The organism is Serratia marcescens, from assembly GCF_029846115.1.
GTDB lineage: Bacteria > Pseudomonadota > Gammaproteobacteria > Enterobacterales > Enterobacteriaceae > Serratia > Serratia marcescens_L.
In genome coordinates, this window is record NZ_JARVZZ010000001.1 from 3,568,443 (window position 1) to 3,582,307 (window position 13,865).

At 58.4% G+C, this 13,865-nt stretch carries 13 protein-coding genes; 11 read left to right on the forward strand and 2 right to left on the reverse strand.

What is annotated here, in order from left to right:
- The first annotated feature begins 212 nt into the window (after positions 1-212).
- The 7 genes from agaR (at position 213) to uspE (ending at position 6,537) form a co-directional block, all read left to right on the forward strand.
- A complete protein-coding gene (gene agaR, locus QDT79_RS16850) occupies positions 213-983 on the forward strand; it encodes a transcriptional repressor AgaR (protein ID WP_308316803.1) in 771 nt (256 codons plus the stop codon).
- A gap of 25 nt (positions 984-1,008) precedes the next feature.
- Positions 1,009-2,175 (forward strand): SIS domain-containing protein, encoded by a 1,167-nt coding sequence (locus tag QDT79_RS16855; RefSeq protein ID WP_063989983.1) that lies wholly within the window; start codon positions 1,009-1,011, stop codon positions 2,173-2,175.
- 9 nt (positions 2,176-2,184) lie between these two features.
- The gene (locus QDT79_RS16860) at positions 2,185-3,039 is read left to right on the forward strand and encodes a tagatose bisphosphate family class II aldolase (protein ID WP_063989984.1); all 855 of its coding nucleotides are present in this window, start codon (positions 2,185-2,187) and stop codon (positions 3,037-3,039) included.
- A gap of 307 nt (positions 3,040-3,346) precedes the next feature.
- Positions 3,347-3,658 (forward strand): YmdA family protein, encoded by a 312-nt coding sequence (locus tag QDT79_RS16865; RefSeq protein WP_308316804.1) that lies wholly within the window; start codon positions 3,347-3,349, stop codon positions 3,656-3,658.
- Positions 3,659-3,877: 219 nt separating this feature from the next.
- Positions 3,878-4,402 (forward strand): methylated-DNA--[protein]-cysteine S-methyltransferase, encoded by a 525-nt coding sequence (gene ogt / locus QDT79_RS16870; protein ID WP_063989986.1) that lies wholly within the window; start codon positions 3,878-3,880, stop codon positions 4,400-4,402.
- A 281-nt stretch (positions 4,403-4,683) separates the two neighbouring features.
- A complete protein-coding gene (gene fnr, locus QDT79_RS16875; RefSeq protein WP_004938278.1) occupies positions 4,684-5,448 on the forward strand; it encodes a fumarate/nitrate reduction transcriptional regulator Fnr in 765 nt (254 codons plus the stop codon).
- A gap of 126 nt (positions 5,449-5,574) precedes the next feature.
- A complete protein-coding gene (gene uspE, locus QDT79_RS16880; protein ID WP_063989987.1) occupies positions 5,575-6,537 on the forward strand; it encodes a universal stress protein UspE in 963 nt (320 codons plus the stop codon).
- A 57-nt stretch (positions 6,538-6,594) separates the two neighbouring features.
- Here the strand turns inward: uspE and pntB are convergent, their stop codons facing one another.
- Together pntB and pntA are read right to left on the reverse strand one after the other, a co-directional pair.
- Positions 6,595-7,989: a Re/Si-specific NAD(P)(+) transhydrogenase subunit beta gene (gene pntB, locus QDT79_RS16885; RefSeq protein WP_049198296.1), complete on the reverse strand. Its 1,395-nt coding sequence runs from the start codon at positions 7,987-7,989 to the stop codon at positions 6,595-6,597.
- Positions 7,990-7,999: 10 nt separating this feature from the next.
- Positions 8,000-9,529, reverse strand: coding sequence for a Re/Si-specific NAD(P)(+) transhydrogenase subunit alpha (gene pntA / locus QDT79_RS16890; RefSeq protein WP_063989988.1), 1,530 nt, complete (start codon positions 9,527-9,529; stop codon positions 8,000-8,002).
- 537 nt (positions 9,530-10,066) lie between these two features.
- On the opposite strand from pntA, the gene ydgH reads away from it, so the two are divergent.
- The 4 genes from ydgH (at position 10,067) to QDT79_RS16910 (ending at position 13,785) form a co-directional block, all read left to right on the forward strand.
- Positions 10,067-11,017 carry a DUF1471 family protein YdgH gene (gene ydgH / locus QDT79_RS16895; protein ID WP_004938291.1) on the forward strand — a complete coding sequence of 317 codons (951 nt, stop codon included), beginning with the start codon at positions 10,067-10,069 and terminating at the stop codon, positions 11,015-11,017.
- Between the two features lie 244 nt (positions 11,018-11,261).
- Complete coding sequence (locus QDT79_RS16900) at positions 11,262-12,653, forward strand: amino acid permease (protein WP_063989989.1); 1,392 nt, start codon at positions 11,262-11,264, stop codon at positions 12,651-12,653.
- A gap of 217 nt (positions 12,654-12,870) precedes the next feature.
- Positions 12,871-13,356 (forward strand): DUF2753 family protein, encoded by a 486-nt coding sequence (locus tag QDT79_RS16905; protein WP_063989990.1) that lies wholly within the window; start codon positions 12,871-12,873, stop codon positions 13,354-13,356.
- A 54-nt stretch (positions 13,357-13,410) separates the two neighbouring features.
- Positions 13,411-13,785 carry a pyridoxamine 5'-phosphate oxidase family protein gene (locus QDT79_RS16910; protein WP_253718986.1) on the forward strand — a complete coding sequence of 125 codons (375 nt, stop codon included), beginning with the start codon at positions 13,411-13,413 and terminating at the stop codon, positions 13,783-13,785.
- Positions 13,786-13,865 lie beyond the last annotated feature (80 nt).

The following is a 13,865-nucleotide window of genomic DNA, read 5'->3' on the forward strand; positions in this document are numbered from 1 at the left end:
GCGTTGACACCGCTTTCGGTTGCCGCTCAATCGAAAGCAAAATAAAATATAACCAACTGATAGATATAGATATTTTAAAATTAATCGATTGCATTTCAGTGTTTCGTTTGCTGTAATTCGCCACGAACAACTGAAAGCGCTCCGGTCGGTATCGCTGCGGCTTATTAAGCCGCGGTCGGGCACGGCTACAGGTAAATCAGGAGTCTGCGTTAATGATCAATACCGCAAAACGCCGGGAATTAATTATCGACCAGCTGTGCCGCGAAGGCTCGGTGCGCGTGGAACAGCTCAGCCAACAGTTTTCGGTGTCCAGCGTCACCATCCGCAGCGATCTGCGCCAGCTGGAAAAGCACGGCTGCGCGGTGCGCGCTTACGGCGGCGCCATGTTGAACAAACAGTTCGCCTTCGATCGCCCGCTGCAGGACAAGGGCCGCATCAATCGCGATGTAAAACACGCCATCGCCTGCGCGGCAGCGGCGCTGATTGAAGACGGCGACGCCGTCATCCTCGACTCCGGCTCCACCACCAGCCAGATGGCGCCGCAGCTGGCGGGGAAAAAGGATCTGGTGGTGATGACCAACGCGCTGAACATCGCCTTCGAGCTGGCCAACAACGAGCAGATCGATCTGATGGTGGTCGGCGGCAGCGTGCGCCGCAAGGCCTGGTCCCTGTACGGCCCCGCCGCCGAACAGCAGCTGCGCCAATACCGGTTCGACAAACTGTTTCTCGGCGTCGACGGTTTCGATCTGGCGGGCGGCATCACCACGCCGGATCCGGGCGAAGCGCAGCTGAACCGCGTGATGTGCGAGGTGGCGCGCGAAGTGATCGCCATCGCCGACGCCAGCAAATTCGGCCGCACCAGCTTTTGCATGATCCGCGAAATCGGCCAGATCCACCGCCTGGTCACCGACAGCCGCATTCCGCAACACTATCTGCAGGCGCTGCACCATTTAGGGATCGACGTGATTATCGCCGACCGTTAACCGAGGCTTTTAAGGAGTTGTCATCATGAACGCGTATTTCTCTTACGAGGCGGATTGGCTGAAGCAGCGCAACGCCTGGCACACCGCCGCAGAGATTTGGCAGCAGCCGGATCTGTGGGCCGCGCTGCACCGGCAATTGCAGGATCAACAGGCGCAGTGGCAGCCGTTCCTGGCGCCGCTGCTGGCCAATCCGCGCCTGCAAATCGTGCTGTGCGGCGCCGGCAGCTCGGCGTTCGCCGGCCGCGCCCTGGCACCCTGGCTGCGCGAACAAACCGGCCGCGACGTGGCGGCCTACGGCACCACCGATATTGTCGCCAACCCGCGGCAGTATCTCGATCCTGAGCGGCCGACGCTGCTGGTCTCCTTCGCCCGCTCGGGCAACAGCCCGGAAAGCGTGGCGACGGTGGAGCTGGCCGACCAACTGCTGCCGGAAAGCTACCACCTGATGCTGGTCTGCAACCCGGACAGCAAGCTGGCGCAGTATGCGCATCGGCGCGACAACGTCTGTTCGCTGGTGATGCCGCAAGGCTCCAACGATCAGAGCTTCGCCATGACCTCCAGCTTCAGCTGCATGATGCTGAGCGCCGCGCTGCTGCTCGGCCCGCTTTCGCTCGAGGCCGCTCAGGCGCCGTTAAACGCCATGGTGCAGCGCTGCCGCGCGCTGCGCGAAACGCTGCAGCCACAGGTAAAGGCGCTGGCCGCCAGCGGTTTCCGCCGCTATATCACCCTCGGCGGCAGCTGCTTTACCGGCCTGGCGGAAGAGGCCTCGCTCAAGATGCTGGAGCTGACCGCCGGGCGCATCGTTACGCGCTACGACTCGCCGCTCGGCCTGCGCCACGGTCCGAAATTCATGGTCGACGGCCAGACGTTGGTGGTGCTGATGTTCTCCCACGGCGACTATGCCCGCCAGTATGACCGCGATCTGTGGAACGAACTGCAGCGCGACGGGCTGGCGATGCAGTTGGTCGGTTTGACCGGCGAACGCCAACCCCTGTCCGATGCCCTGCTGCATATGCACGACGCGGCTGACGATATCTGGCTGCTGTTCCCGTACCTGCTGTTCACCCAGATGCTGGCCTTCGAGAGTTCGCTGGCGCTGGGGTTGACCCCGGACAACCCTTGCCCGACCGGCGAGGTCAACCGGGTGGTGAAAGGCGTGACGATTTACCGTTTTCCTTCCCCAGAGCTGTAAGGAGATCCCATGTATCTGATAGCCAACCGAGAAATGCTGCTCAAGGCGCAGCGCCAGGGTTACGCCGTCCCGGCGTTTAATGTCCACAATCTGGAAACCGTGCAGGTGGTGGCGGAAACCGCCGCCGAGCTGCGCTCACCAGTGATCATGGCCGGCACGCCCGGCACCTTCAGCTACGCCGGAACCGACTACCTGATCGGCATTTGCCAATCGGCCGCGCACCGCTACGATCTGCCGCTGGCGCTGCATCTGGATCATCACGAAGCGCTGGACGACATCGAGCACAAGGTGAAAAGCGGCATCCGCTCGGTGATGATCGACGGTTCCCATCTGCCGTTCGAGCAGAATATCGCCAAGGTGGCCGCCGCAGTGGCCCTGTGCCACCGCTATGGCGCCAGCGTGGAGGCAGAACTGGGCCGCCTGGGCGGGCAGGAAGACGATCTGATCGTCGATACGGCGGACAGCTTCTATACCGACCCGGTGGCGGCACGCGAGTTCGTCGCCGCCACCGGCATCGATTCGCTGGCGGTGGCGATCGGTTCCGCCCACGGCCTGTATCACGGCGAGCCGAAGCTGGACTTCGAGCGCCTGGCGCTGATCCGCGAACAGGTGGACGTGCCCCTGGTGCTGCACGGTGCCTCCGGCATTCCGGAAGCAATGGTCAAGCGCGCGATCTCGCTCGGCGTCTGCAAGGTCAACGTCGCCACCGAATTGAAAATCGCCTTCGCCGATGCGGTGAAAAGCTACTTTTCACAGCACCCGGATGCCAACGACCCGCGCAAATACATCGTCCCCGGCAAGCTGGCGATGAAAGAAGTGGTGGCGGAAAAGATCCGCATCTGTGGCAGCAGCGGCATGCTGTAAGCCCGCTCTCGCCCCCGGTTTCTGCGGCCGCACCACGGGGGCGAAAACATCCCGCCATGCCCTGCTTTCCTGAGAGAGCGATCACAGCCTTTTACCCTGCCCGCGCCGAAAACCATTAACCGCTCTTCACTATGATCCAAATCATGGTTTTGCTCACCCTACCTCCCTATTATCAAATTCATTGGATGCAGGCAGTAGGAATTTTGCCCATTCGTTTTTATTTCGCCAGGCGAAATAGCTTATTTGATGAAAACAAGCGTGCTTGTTTTTTAATTGGCAGTATTTTTCACTCTAAGAGGAACAGCGTATGAACCATTACTTAGCTGTATTAAGCGCATTGGTCATTCTGCCCTTCGCTCTGCAAGCAAAACCGCTTTCCGGCAGCCCGGTCTCCTCCGGTGTCGTGCGCTTCACCGGCGCCATTACCACCCCGGCCTGCACCATCACACATCAGGATGAACAGCTTATCTCCAACTGCTTCGGTAAAGTGACGGAATATCAGAACGGGTATATTTCCTCTTCGTTAAAAGCGATGCCAAAAGAATTAGTCTCTGCCGTCACTAGCGAAATAGTAAATAACGATCCCCATTTAAAGCGCGTGACCATCAGCTATAAGTGACGCCAAAGCGTTAATGTCTGATGAAATAATAAACAAGACACAACTTGCCTTGGTGACTTATAAATTTATTTTATAAATTTAACGTGCAATGACTCCCCGGCTTACCCTGAGCCGGCTATTAGGGCAGCCCTGCGGTTGCCCATCAGCATGTCCGAAATCCGCCATCGCTTCCCCCGCTTTCATGCGATAATCGCCACACCAAACCGAGGAGTGATCCAGATGCAGACTTTTTTGATTGATCGTACCGCCACGCCGGTGGGAGAACTGGTGCTGATTGCCGATGAACAGGGGCGCCTGCGGGCGATTGACTGGACCGATCACGAAGCGCGCCTGATGAAGCTGCTGAATACCCACTACCGCGCCGATCGCTTCACCCTGCGCGAGCAGCGCGATCCCAGCGGGCTGACCGACGCGATGCAACGCTATTTCGCCGGTGAACTGGGCATTATCGATCGGTTGCCGGTGATGACCGCCGGCACCGAGTTCCAACGCACCGTGTGGCAACAGCTGCGCCAAATCCCCTGCGGCGAGATCCTGACCTACGGCCAACTGGCGCAACGCATCGGTCGTCCGACCGCCTCGCGCGCAGTCGGCATGGCCAACGGTTCAAATCCGATCAGCATCGTGGTGCCCTGCCACCGGGTGATCGGTTCGCAGGGCGCGCTGACCGGCTATGCCGGCGGCGTACAGCGCAAGCAGTGGCTGCTGCAGCACGAAGGTTACCTACCGAAAAGTTTGCTGTAGCCGCGGCGATGAGCTCATCCAGCGCCATTGTTTGGCGCTGCTTAATAAAGCACGTTGCTCTACGCCGCGCTCGTGCCCGCTTTGGCACTATCAATAACCTGTGTGAATAAAACGCATAAGTCACAAATAATACTCATAACTTCAGTCCGATACAGAATAATCGGCGGCATGTGTGCGCAAAATTCGCACACAATACCCCTATTCATGCTAATGCCACCCTTATCAGCTGCAGCAAAAGATGTTAAAATTGACTCATATCAATTATTGAATGAGCGTAATCTATGATCCCGGAAAAACGCGTGATTCGTCGTATCCAGTCTGGTGGTTGTGCGATCCATTGCCAGGACTGCAGCATCAGCCAGCTGTGCATTCCTTTCACCCTTAATGCCCACGAGCTGGACCAGCTCGACAACATTATCGAGAGGAAAAAGCCCATCCAGAAAGGCCAGACCCTGTTCAAGGCCGGCGACGAGCTGAAGTCGCTGTACGCGATCCGTTCCGGGACCATCAAAAGCTACACCATCACCGAGCAAGGCGACGAGCAGATCACTGGCTTCCACCTGGCGGGCGATCTGGTGGGCTTCGACGCCATCGGCGGCCTGAAGCACCCGAGCTTCGCTCAGGCGCTGGAAACCTCGATGGTGTGCGAGATCCCGTTCGAAACCCTCGATGACCTGTCCGGCAAAATGCCTAATCTGCGTCAGCAGATCATGCGGCTGATGAGCGGCGAGATCAAAGGCGACCAGGACATGATCCTGCTGCTGTCGAAGAAAAACGCCGAAGAGCGCCTGGCGGCGTTCGTTTACAACCTGTCGCGCCGCTTTGCGGAGCGTGGCTTCTCGCCGCGCGAGTTCCGGTTGACCATGACCCGCGGCGACATCGGCAACTACCTCGGCCTGACGGTGGAAACCATCAGCCGCCTGCTGGGCCGCTTCCAGAAAAGCGAAATCCTCAGCGTGAAAGGCAAATACATCACCATCGAAAACGCCGACGCCCTGTCGGTGCTGGCCGGTACGCCACGCATCAACGTGACCGTCAACGCCTGATTCCCCTGCCGGATCAACATTTCACCGAAATTGTTGATCCGGCACGCTTCTGTTGTTGTTCTGTTTTTCAATGTTGGGTTACTCTGTAAATTAACAGACTGTTGATTTCAGCTGTAAGGAGGCCCTATGGCGAAGTATCAGAATCTTCTGGTGGCTATTGACCCCAATCAGGACGATCAGCCGGCATTGCGCCGCGCCGTGTACCTGGTGAAACGGAACGGCGGGCGCATCAAAGCCTTCCTGCCCATTTATGACTTCTCTTACGAAATGACGACCCTGCTCTCCCCGGACGAAAGAACGGCGATGCGGCAAGGTGTGATCAGCCAACGCGCCGCCTGGATCAACGAGCAGTGCCGCTTCTATCTCAACGACGGCGTGCCGATCGAAATCAAAGTGGTCTGGCATAACCGCCCCTTCGAAGCCATCATTCAGGAAGTGCTTTCAGGCCAGCATGACCTGCTGCTGAAAATGGCGCACCAGCACGATCGGCTGGAATCGGTGATCTTCACCCCCACCGACTGGCACCTGCTGCGCAAATGCCCTTGCCCGGTGTGGATGGTAAAAGACCAGCCCTGGCCGGAAGGCGGAAAAGCGCTGGTGGCGGTCAATCTGGCCAGCGAAGAACCCTATCACGACCCGCTCAATATCAAACTGGTGCAAGAAACCGTCGAACTGGCGGAAAACGTCAACCAGACCGAGGTTCACCTGGTTGGCGCCTATCCTGTCACCCCGATCAACATCGCCATCGAGCTACCCGATTTCGATCCGAGCGTCTACAACGACGCCATCCGCGGCCAGCATCTGATCGCCATGAAGGCGCTGCGGCAGAAATTCTGCATTAAGGAAGAGTTCACCCACGTGGAAAAAGGCCTGCCGGAAGAGGTGATCCCCGATCTGGCCGAACACCTGCAGGCCGGCGTGGTGGTTCTGGGCACCCTGGGCCGCACCGGCATTTCGGCGGCCTTTATCGGCAACACCGCGGAACATGTGATCGACCATCTGAAATGCGATCTGCTGGTGATTAAGCCGGAGAACTTCAACTGCCCGATCGAGGCGGATGAAGACGATGAGCACGACGACGAAGATTAACCCTCGCGCATAAAAAAACGGGCCGCTAATAAGCGGCCCGTTTTTTTGGTTGCTCAACTACTTCTGCAATGCCCGCAGAATCGCTTCCACGCTGTCTTTGGCGTCGCCGAACAGCATCTGGGTGTTCTCCTTGAAGAACAGCGGGTTCTGCACGCCGGCGTAGCCGGTGTTCATCGAGCGTTTAAACGCGATCACGTTCTGCGCCTTCCACACTTCCAATACCGGCATGCCGGCGATCGGGCTGCGCGGATCTTCCAGCGCCGCCGGGTTCACCGTGTCGTTGGCGCCAATCACCAGCACGGTGTCGGTATCCGGGAAATCTTCGTTGATTTCATCCATCTCCAGCACCACGTCGTACGGCACCTTCGCCTCCGCCAGCAGCACGTTCATGTGGCCCGGCAAACGCCCCGCGACCGGGTGAATGCCGAAGCGCACCTTCACGCCGCGCGCCCGCAGTTTCTCGGTGATTTCCGCCACCGGATATTGCGCCTGCGCCACCGCCATGCCGTAACCCGGGGTGATGATCACCGAGGTGGAGTTCTTCAGCTGCTCGGCCACCTCTTCCGCCGTGGTTTCACGGTATTCGCCCATCTCTTCGGCGTCGCCGGTGGACGAACCGTCACTGCCGAAACCGCCGGCGATCACGCTGATAAACGAGCGGTTCATCGCCTTGCACATGATGTAAGACAGGATCGCACCCGAAGAGCCCACCAGCGCGCCGGTGACGATCAGCAGATCGTTGCTCAGCATGAAGCCCGCCGCGGCCGCCGCCCACCCCGAATAGGAGTTGAGCATCGACACCACCACCGGCATGTCCGCGCCGCCGATCGAGGCCACCAGATGCCAGCCGAACGCCAGTGCGATCGCCGTCATCAGCAGCAGCGTCACCACCTGCCAGCCCACGCTGTCGGTACGCACGAACGCCACCAGCAGCAGGAACGAGATCACCAGCGCCGCCAAATTCAGCTTGTGGCGGTTCGGCAGCATCAGCGGCTTGGAAGAGATGATGCCGCGCAGCTTGCCGAAGGCGACGATCGAGCCGGTGAAGGTCACCGCACCGATAAAGATGCCGAGGAACACTTCGGTCAGATGGATATTCGCCATCACCGGCTCCATCGGTGCGCCGTGATCCAGGTAGCTGTTGAAGCCGACCAGCACCGCGGCCAGGCCAACGAAGCTGTGCAGCACCGCCACCAGTTCCGGCATTTCGGTCATCTCGACCTTCTTGGCCAGATAGACGCCGATCGAGCCGCCGATGATCATGGCGATGATGATCCAGCCGACGTTGCCGGAATCCGGCCCCAGAATGGTGGCGATCAGCGCGATCGCCATACCGGCGACGCCGAACAGGTTGCCCTGCTTCGACGTTTCATGGCGCGACAGGCCCGCCAGGCTGAAAATAAACAAAATAGCGGCAACAATGTATGCAGCTGTAACCAATCCTCCAGACATTTGTTACCCCTTAGTTCTTGCGGAACATCTTCAGCATGCGCTGAGTGACGGTGAACCCACCGAAAATATTGATGCTGGCGATCAGCACGGCGATAAAGGAGAGGAAACTCACCCAGCCACCATGGCCGATCTGCAACAGCGCACCGACCACGATAATCCCTGAGATCGCATTGGTGACCGACATCAACGGGGTATGCAGCGCATGGCTGACGTTCCAGACCACGTAGTAACCGACCACGCAGGCCAGCGCGAACACGGTAAAGTGCGACAGGAACTCTTTCGGCGCCGCATCCGCCAGCCAGCCGAACAGCAGGATCGCCAGGGCCATCAGGCCGTACTTCAGCCACGGCGAGGTCGGTTTGGCTTCAGGTTTGGCGACCGGTGCGGCGGCGGGCGCCGCTTTCGGCTGGGCGGAGACCTGGATCGGCGGCGCCGGCCAGGTGATTTCACCGCTGCGCACCACGGTAACGCCGCGGATTACCGTATCGTCGAAATCAATGTCGATCTCGCCGTTTTTCTCTTTCGACAGCAGCTTCAGCAGGTTGACCAGGTTGGTGCCGTAAAGCTGCGAAGATTGGGTCGGCAAGCGGCTCGGCAGGTCGGTATAGCCGATGATTTTCACGCCGTTGTCGGTCACGCTAATGGTGTCGGCCACCGTCAGTTCGCAGTTGCCGCCGGTTTGCGCCGCCAGATCGACGATCACGCTGCCCGGTTTCATCGATGCCACCATCTCTTTGGTGATCAGTTTCGGCGCCGGTTTACCCGGGATCAGCGCGGTGGTGACGATGATATCCACCTCCGCCGCCTGCGCGGCGAACAGCGCCATCTCGGCCTTGATAAAGGCTTCAGACATCACTTTGGCGTAACCGTCGCCGCTGCCCGCTTCCTCTTCAAAATCCAGCTCGAGGAATTCCGCGCCCATGCTCTGCACCTGCTCTTTCACTTCCGGGCGGGTATCGAAGGCGCGCACGATGGCACCGAGGCTGCCCGCCGCGCCGATCGCCGCCAGGCCGGCCACGCCGGCCCCGATAATCATCACCTTGGCCGGCGGCACTTTGCCGGCGGCAGTGATCTGGCCGGTGAAGAAACGGCCGAACTCATGCGCCGCTTCGACGATCGCGCGGTAGCCGGCGATGTTGGCCATCGAGCTCAGCGCATCCATCGACTGGGCGCGCGAGATGCGCGGCACCGAGTCCATCGCCAGCGCGGTGACGTTGCGCGCCGCCAGCTTGGCCATCAATTCGGGGTTTTGCGCCGGCCAGATAAAGCTGACCAGCGTGCTGCCTTCGCGCATCAAGGCGATCTCGTCGTCTTGCGGCGCATTGACTTTCAGGATCAAATCCGACTGCCACACTTCGCTTTCGTCGACCAGTGCCGCGCCTGCGGCTTCGTAGGCGACGTCCTCAAAACTGGCCAGTTTGCCCGCCCCGCGTTCAATCGCGACGGTAAAACCCAGCTTCAGCAGTTGTTCCACCGTTTTCGGCGTGGCTGCGACCCGGGCTTCATTGGCCAACCGCTCTCTTGGTACACCAATACGCATAATGTTCCCTTCTCACCTGTCTTGGATGATGTTTATTATTTTCCTGCCCATAGCATGACGCCGCCGGCGAGCGAGGGGTTAACTTGCCCACACTGATTTCAGACGCCAACTATAACCTACTGAAAATAAGGTCGATGATCCATAATTGCTTACGCATTCAGCTCTGTTTTTACATAAAAATGCCGCGCGTGATATGACAAATCGCAATTTACCGTGAAAAAATCCATACAGAACAGCATATTCTGCGTGACAAGAGGTTTACGCCCGGCGTAACGATTTATGGCCACGCGCGGCGAAGAAGCATAAAAGTTATCATTTTGTGAATAATTAACATTAATGACACCAGAGCCTTTATTATGGAAACTTATGACGATGGCGCCATCCGTGCGACCCGTGTCACCGTCGGCGATTTGTCGCACGGGATAACATAAAATGCTGAGACAGTTTTCAGAATTACATGTAATAATCGACGGCTGAATTACACTTAAACAGTTCAGTACGTTATAAACGTTAATGCGCTAGGCGAAAGGATTTTTTATGAAGCTGAAGACCACGATCATCGCGTCAGCCTTGTTATCACTCACCGCGCTGTCTGCTCATGCGGCGCAAGAGTTAACTCCTGAGAAAGCAGCGGCGCTGAAGCCGTTTGATCGCATCACGATTACCGGCCGCTTCAATGCCATCAATGAAGCCGTCGACGCCGTATCCCGCCGTGCAGACAAACTGGGTGCCGATTCCTTCTATATCCAGGACAGCAACAACAGCAACAACGGCGGCAACTGGCGCGTCACCGCAGACCTTTATCATAAAGATGCGCCAGAAGTGAGCAAAACACCAAAATACCGCGTATTTAACGGCGTGAACGAACTGCCTAAAGAGGAAGCCTATCTGCTGGAGCCTTACGATACCGTGAGCGTCAGCGGTTTCTACCGCAGCCAGCCGGACATCAACGACGCCATCTCCAAAGAAGCGAAGAAAAAAGGCGCGGCCTCGTTCTTCATCGTGCGCCAGGTTGACGCCAACTCCGGCGGCAACCAGTTCGTTACCGCCTACATCTATAAGGCCGATGCGCCAAAACGCCGCGTGCAGAGCCCGGATGCCATTCCGGCCGATTCTGACGCCGGCCGCGCCGCACTGGCCGCCGGCGGTGCCGCTGCAGCAAAAGTCGAAATTCCTGGCGTCGCGTCTTCCGGTTCGCCAAGCCGCGAAGTGGGCCGTTTCTTCGAAACCCAGTCCTCTACCGGCCAGCGCTATACCGTCACGCTGCCTAACGGCACCAAAATCCAGGAAGTGAACAACGTGACCGCCGCGCAGATGGTGCCGTTCGATTCCGTCACCTTCACCGGCCACTTCAACAGTATGACCGACGTGTCCACCGAAGTGGCGAAACGCGCGGCCGAGAAAGGCGCCAAGTACTATCACGTCACTCGCCAATGGCAGAACAAGAGCGGCGGCAACCTGACCGTCAGCGCCGATCTGTTCAAATAAAACCCGCTTTTCGGTTTACCATCGGGCAGCCCTTGAGCTGCCCGTTTTTATTGCCATTCTTTTCACCACTCGTTGAATAGTTTTTTGTAAATTCCGCATATTCAATCATTGCATCTCTAAGCATCCCTCCGTAGAATTTGCGCCAATTTTTAGGGCTATTGTCTATTCGCGCAGTGGTTGTTAATACATTGTTGCCGCCAAGCAGTTCCCTTCCAGTTGTTTATTCTGCTTTCAGGATCCGTCATTGGAAAAAAAACTCGGTCTTACCGCGCTAACCGCTTTGGTGCTCAGCTCAATGCTGGGCGCCGGCGTGTTCAGTCTGCCGCAAAACATGGCGCAGGTCGCCAGCCCCGCCGCGCTGCTGCTGGGTTGGGGGATCACTGGCGTCGGCATTCTGTTTTTGGCGTTCGCCATGCTGTTGCTTACGCGTTTGCGTCCGGATCTGGACGGTGGCATCTTCACCTACGCCAAAGAAGGGTTCGGCGAGCTGATGGGCTTCTGCTCCGCCTGGGGTTACTGGCTGTGCGCCGTGATCGCCAACGTCTCGTATCTGGTGATCGTGTTCGCGGCGCTGAGTATTTTCACCGATCGCGGCGGCAACGTTATTCTCGGTGACGGCAATACCTGGCAGGCGCTGATCGCCGAATCCGCCCTGCTGTGGATCGTGCATGCGCTGGTGCTGCGCGGCGTGCAAACTGCCGCCAGCATCAATCTGGCGGCCACCCTCGCCAAGCTGCTTCCATTGGGAATGTTCGCCGTTCTGGCGGCGATCGCCTTTAAAATGGACGTATTCACGCTGGATTTCAAAGGTATCGCCCTCGGCAAGCCGGTGTGGGAACAGGTCAAGGACACCATGCTGATCACCCTGTGGGTGTTTATCGGCGTGGAAGGCGCCGTGGTAGTTTCCGCCCGCGCCCGCAATAAGAAAGACGTAGGCCGCGCCACCATGCTGGCGGTGCTGTCGGCGCTGGCGGTGTATCTGATGGTCACGCTGCTGTCGCTGGGCGTGGTGCCGCGCAGCGAACTGGCCGACATGCGCAACCCGTCGATGGCGGTACTGATGGTGGAACTGATCGGCCCGTGGGGGGACGTGATCATTGCCGCCGGCCTGATCATTTCCGTGTGCGGCGCCTACCTGAGCTGGACCATCATGGCGGCGGAAGTGCCGCTGCTGGCCGCGCAGCACGGCGCGTTTCCGCGCGTGTTCGGCAAGCAGAACCGCCATCACGCCCCGTCCTCTTCGCTGTGGCTGACCAACATCGCGGTGCAGCTGGCGCTGGTGCTGATCTGGCTGACCGGCAGCAACTACAACTCGCTGTTGACCATCGCTTCAGAAATGATCCTGGTGCCTTACTTCCTGGTCGGCGCGTTTCTGTTCAAGGTGGCTTATCGCCGCCGCGACAAGCGCCTGATCTTCGCCGCGACCGGTGCCTGCGTCTATGGTTTGTGGCTGTTGTACGCGTCCGGGCTGATGCACCTGCTGATGTCAGTGCTGCTGTATGCGCCAGGGCTATTGGTGTTCATGTATGCCCGTCGCGGCCATCGGGATATCAATCTGCTCAACCGCCTGGAAAAGAGCAGCATCTTCTTGCTGCTGGTGGCCACGCTGCCTGCCGGCTGGTTTATGCTGCACTAACATCGCCTGCCAATGCGGCTGCCCGTCAGCCGCATTTCGCTTCCCCTCTTTCCACTTTTTACCTCTCTCCCCGCTGTTGATCGGTCAATTTCCACGCTTGCGATCTTAAATGCAATTAATTATCATTATCATCTAAGTATTAACGGTAAGACGCGAGTGCCCCTGGCGAAAAGCGTCAGGTGGCGGATGAAGACTGGCTGAAAATGGAAGGCATTTCATGGCTGAGAAACTGCTGCACGCATTACCCTTGTTTGCCGCCTGGGAAGCGTTGATCGCCGAGGGCAACACGGAATTCAATCAGCGGCGCGATCGCCTGGCAATGACGCACTATCAGCAGGCGCTGGATGTCGCTCAGGCGATCCTCGCCGAGAAACCCTGGCTGAATGCGGACTATGCCGCCAGATTTGAAGCACTGAATATTTTCGAGTCTGCCCTTGCCGCGCTGATCGTCACGTTCAACAACATGACCCATCTGCGCCTGCGGCAAAAGCCCCTGCGCGGCGTTGAGCCGCACGTGCATCAGGCCCGGCTCGCCATCGAGCAGGTGATGGACGATACCTCGCTGTGCGAACAGATGCAGCAGGTCGCCGAACGGCACCTGCTGCGTTTCCGAATAGAGACGCTGCAGGTGCTGCGCGAGCACCGGCTGCCGGAAACCAGCGTCTGCGCACCCTCGGCAAACCATTCCGCCACCGTGCATTAACAACGACACCACGACCTGAGGGACAATCTGCCAATGAATGAATTGAATGACGACATGAAGAAAATGCTGGCCAAACAGCTGCCTGTGCAGGCAACCAGCAGCCCGAGCGGCGTGCCCGATATCGGCCCCAAGCGTTCTCTGCGCCTCTATGATGACCGTACGCTGATTTACAACGAAAATACCGGTGGCCAGACGCTGCAAAATATCAGGGAAGGATCGAAAATGGCCGTCGTGGTCATCGATCGCGAGGCGCTGGACGGTTACCGCTTCGTCGGCACCCCGGAACTGTTCCTGGCGGGCAAGCCGTTTGACGATGCGCTGGCATTTGCAGAAAAAAATGGAATGAAGCCGCCGAAATACGCGGTGCTGATTCATATAGACAGTATTTATACCCTGCGCTCCGGCCCCAATGCCGGGACCCGGCTTTAGAGGCCGAGCGCTACGCGGCGCGGAATATCACGTTCATGGTTAGGCTATCGCGCGAGGTCAATTGCCTAACCATGAACGGG